Annotated in this window: 3 protein-coding genes; 2 read left to right on the plus strand and 1 reads right to left on the minus strand. The window is 72.6% G+C overall.

The genetic code is table 11. The features are described from left to right. The coding region (locus ACFFNX_RS38100) for a serine/threonine-protein kinase (RefSeq protein ID WP_378210951.1) at positions 1 to 1,005 on the minus strand (1,005 nt) is incomplete at its 3' end. Positions 1,006 to 1,443: 438 nt separating this feature from the next. Between ACFFNX_RS38100 and ACFFNX_RS38105 the strand changes: the two genes are divergently transcribed. Next, entirely contained in the window at positions 1,444 to 2,184 is a 741-nt protein-coding gene (locus tag ACFFNX_RS38105) for a DeoR/GlpR family DNA-binding transcription regulator (RefSeq protein WP_378210952.1), read from the plus strand. Next, the coding region (locus ACFFNX_RS38110; protein WP_378210954.1) for a family 78 glycoside hydrolase catalytic domain at positions 2,181 to 4,427 on the plus strand (2,247 nt) is incomplete at its 3' end. The genes ACFFNX_RS38105 and ACFFNX_RS38110, both read left to right, overlap by 4 nt.

Consider the following 4,427-nt stretch of genomic DNA (forward strand, 5'->3'; position numbering starts at 1 on the left):
CCCGACCGCCGCCGCCGTGGCCCCGGCGGCCAGAAGCGTCCGGGCCCGCCACCGGCGCCGTCGCACCGGCGCACGGTCCGGGAGGGTGAACCGGTCCGGGCGCGTACGGTCATCGGCGGCGCCCCGCTCGGGCCGGTCGACGGTCAGGTGGTCGGCGGGGCGTACCCCCTCGGGGAGCTCGATCGCGGACGCCGCCTCCTCCACGTCCTGGTAGCCGAGGAGCCGCAGCAGGATGTCGGTCGCCTCGGGGCGTTCGCGCGGGTCCTTGGCCAGGCAGCGCCGGATCGTCTCGCGGTACGGCGAGGGCACGGCGGCGATGTCGGGCTCGTCGCGCAGGATGCGGTTGAACACCGCGGCGACCGAATCGGTCCCGAACGCCGTCCGCCCCGTCGCCGCGAACGTCATCGTCACCGCCCAGCCCCAGATGTCGGCCGCCGGCGTGTGATGCTCGCCGCGCAGCAGCTCCGGCGCGGCGTACGCGGGCGTGCCGACGAGACCGCTGGTCACCGTCGCGCCGGCGTCGAGCGCCCGCGCGATGCCGAAGTCGATCACGCGTGGACCGTCCGGGCCCATCAGCACGTTGTACGGCGTGAAGTCGCGGTGCAGGACCCCGGCGCGGTGGATCGCGGCCAGCGCCGAGGCCGTGCCGACCATCAGCCGGGCCAGCGCCCCGCCGGCCAGCGGCCCGCCGGACTCGGTGAACTCCTGGAGCGACGGACCGTCGACGTACTCGCTCACCAGATACGACCGGTCGCCGTCGTTTCCCAGCTCGATGATCCGCGCCGTGCAGAAGTCGGCCACCCGGCGCACGGTCGCGATCTCGTCCCGCAGCCGGGCGTACGCCCGTGCGCCGCGCAGCAGCCGCGGGTGCAGCACCTTGAGCGCGACCGGCGCGCCGTCGCCTCCTTCGCCGCGGTAGACGACGCCCTGGCCGCCTTCACCCAGCCGTCCGGTGAGCCGGTACGGGCCGATCCGCTCGGGGTCCTCCGGTCGTAATGGCTGCATGAGTCGTGTCGCCTTCTCCGCCGGTGAGCATCGTCTCGCACTGAAACGCATCACAACCAGGCGGTTTTCGGGACGAACAGTAACGGTCCTACCGGTCAGTGCCGCGTACGGCCGACAGAACTCCCACAGGACATGGGAGGTTCGGCGTTAAATCAACGCCTCTGGATGTGAACTTGCTGTACCAAGCTCACACCATCGGCGCCCGTCCATATCGGTCCGGTCCCGGTGATGCGTCGGCGGGTCTAGCACGACCTGCACGATCACTCGATTCCCCCCGAGGTCTTGACGCCGAGCACGTAGATGTCCCAAGATCCGGGGACAGCGAGATCTTCGTGGTTAATTTCACAGTTTCGGGTGTTTCAATGTGAGCCGTCGGAGGAAGTGATGGCTGCTGCCAGAGCGCGCGATGGCATTAACGGCCCCGCCCGACGGCGAGAGATGCTCGCCGAGCACGTCCTGACCCAGGGTTCGGTGAGCGCCGCCGAGCTGGCCGAGCGGTTCCAGGTCAGCCTCATGACGATTCACCGGGACCTCGACGAACTGGAGCGCCAGGGCGTCGTGCGCAAGTACCGGGGCGGGGTCACCGCGCAGCCCTCCGGTGTGTTCGAGAGCAACGTCGCGTTCCGCATGAAGACCATGCGGGCCGAGAAGGACGCGATCGCCGTCCGGGCGGCCGAGATGGTCGAGCCCGGCATGGCGGTGATGCTCGACGACTCGACCACGAGCCTCGCACTCGCCCGGCGGCTGGAGACCGTCGCGCCGCTCACGGTCGTCACCAACTTCCTGGAGGGAATCAACCTGCTGGCCCAGATGCGCGACGTCCGGCTGCTGGCCCTCGGCGGCGACTACGACCCCCTGCACGACTCCTTCCTCGGCGTCTCCTGCATCGAGGCCATCGATCTGCTGCAGGTGGACCTGTGCTTCGTGTCCACCTCGGCGGTCACCGCCGGGTTCGCCTACCACCAGGAGCAGCACATCGTCTCGGTCAAGCGCGCGATGCTCGCGAGCGCGGCGCGCAGGATCCTCCTGCTCGACCACTCGAAGCTGAGCAGGACCGCCCTCCACCGGGTCGCCCCTCTGAGCGGTTTCGACCGCGTGATCATCGACGCCGGCGCGGCCCCGGAGGCACTGCGCGAACTCGACGAGCACAAGGTCACCTACGAGGTGGTCGGAGCATGATCGCGCTGCGGCCGTACGCGCTCCGGTGCGACCATCGGACGACGCCGCTCGGAATCGGCGAGCGGGCCCCGTTCCTGTCCTGGCGGCTGGCGGCGGACGAGGCCGCGCCTCGCGGCACGGCCCCCGCGGCCTACCGCGTCGAGGTCACGCGGGACGACGCACGGCCGGACGCCGCCGTCTGGGACACCGGGCGAACCGAGGACCCCGAGGCGATCGGCGTCGTCTACGCGGGCCCGGCGCTCCGGTCCCGTACGCGCTACCGGTGGCAGGTCACGGTGTGGTCCGCGGACGGGGCGGAGGGCCGGGCACGGTCGTGGTTCGAGACCGGCCCGGCCGCCGGCGAATGGCGCGCGTGCTGGATCGCGAACGACTGGACGGCCGTCGACGTCGTCGACCCGCCCGAGGAGGGCGAGCGCGCCCTCGACGCCCACGGCCTGCGGCCCTGTCGGCTGCTGCGACGCGAGTTCTCCGCCCGGACGGCCCCCGTACGGGCCCGCCTGTACGTGAGCGCGCGCGGCCTCTACGAGGTGCGGATCAACGGCCGGCGGGTGGGAGACGGCGAGCTGACCCCGGGCTGGACCGACTACCGCCGCCGCGTGCAGTTCCAGACGTACGACGTCACCGGCCTGGTCCGGGCGGGCGGCAACGTCCTCGCCGCCACGCTCGCGGACGGCTGGTGGAGCGGCTACGTCGGGTTCGAGCCCCGCAGGCCGGGCGCGCACTACGGGGGCTTCCCGCAGCTCATCGCCCAGCTGCACCTCGATCACGCGGACGGGTCGTCGCAGGTCATCGGCACGGACGGCCGGTGGCGCACGAGCGAGGGGCCGACCCGGTACGCCGACCTGCTCATGGGCGAGTGCCACGACGTGCGGCGTACGCCCGACGGCTGGGATCGCCCCGGCTTCGACGACACGGCATGGCCGGCCGCTCGCGTAGCCGACCACGACACCGGCACGCTCGTCGCCTCGGTGGACGAACCGGTGCGCGCGCTGGGTGAACTGCCCGCCGTCGCCGTCACGCGCATCGGCCCCGAGGCGCACATCGTCGACTTCGGGCAGAATTTCGCCGGCCGCGTCCGGCTGACCGCCCGTGCCCCGCGGAGCGGGCAGCGGATCGTCGTCCGTCACGGGGAGGCGCTGGATGAGGAGGGCGGCCTCTACACCGCCAACCTGCGCACCGCCGCCGCGACCGACACCCTGATCACCGGCGACGACACCGTGGTCTTCGAGCCGCGCTTCACCTACCACGGCTTCCGGTACGCCGAGGTCACCGGTCTCGCCGAGCTGAGCCCCGACGACGTCATCGGCGTCGTCCTGCACAGCGACACCCCCGAGACGGGGACGTTCGACTGCGCGGATCCGGCGATCCGGAGACTGCACGAGAACATCACCTGGGGCCGTCGGTCGAACTTCGTGAGCGTGCCGACCGACTGCCCCCAGCGCGACGAGCGTCTCGGCTGGCTCGCCGACGCCCAGGTGTTCCTGCCCACCGCCTGCCTCGGCGCCGACGTCGCCGCCTTCTTCACCAAGTGGATGCGCGACGTGCTCGACGCGCAGGGGCCGGACGGCGGCTTCCCCAACGTCGCGCCGCGCCTGGTCGGCGTCGCGGACGAGGGCGCGCCGGGCTGGGGCGACGCGGGCGTGCTGGTCCCGTGGCACCTGTACCGGGTGTACGGCGACGAGCGCTTCCTCGCCGACTCCCTGGACGCGATGTGCGCGTGGGTCGACTTCGTCCACCGGCACAACCCCGGCCTCGTCTGGCGGCACAAGGTGGGGCCGCACTTCGCGGACTGGCTCGCCATCGGCCGGCCGACACCGCGCGAGGTGGTCGCCACCGCCTACTTCGCCCACAGCGCGGAGCTGACCGCGCGGGCCGCCCGCGTGCTGGGGAGCGACCGGGCCGAGCGGTACGCCGCGCTCGCACGCGACGTGCGCGCGGTCTTCACGACGCGGTTCGCCGACGCGGACGGCCGGATCGACGGCGACACGCAGACGGCGTACCTGCTCGCCCTGGCCTTCGAGCTCCTCCCGGACGACCTCGCCGCCCGCGCCGCCCGGCGGCTCGCCGCACTGGTCGAGGAGGCCGGGCCCGGCCTGACCACCGGCTTCCTGGGAGTCGGGCTGATCGCTCCGGTCCTCGACCGCTGGGGCCGCGCGGACCTGATCCACGCGCTGCTGCGGCGAACCCGCCGGCCGTCATGGCTCTACCCGCTGCGGCACGGCGCCACCACCGTCTGGGAACGG

It is taken from the genome of Actinoallomurus acaciae, assembly GCF_042429965.1.
GTDB lineage: Bacteria > Actinomycetota > Actinomycetes > Streptosporangiales > Streptosporangiaceae > Actinoallomurus > Actinoallomurus acaciae.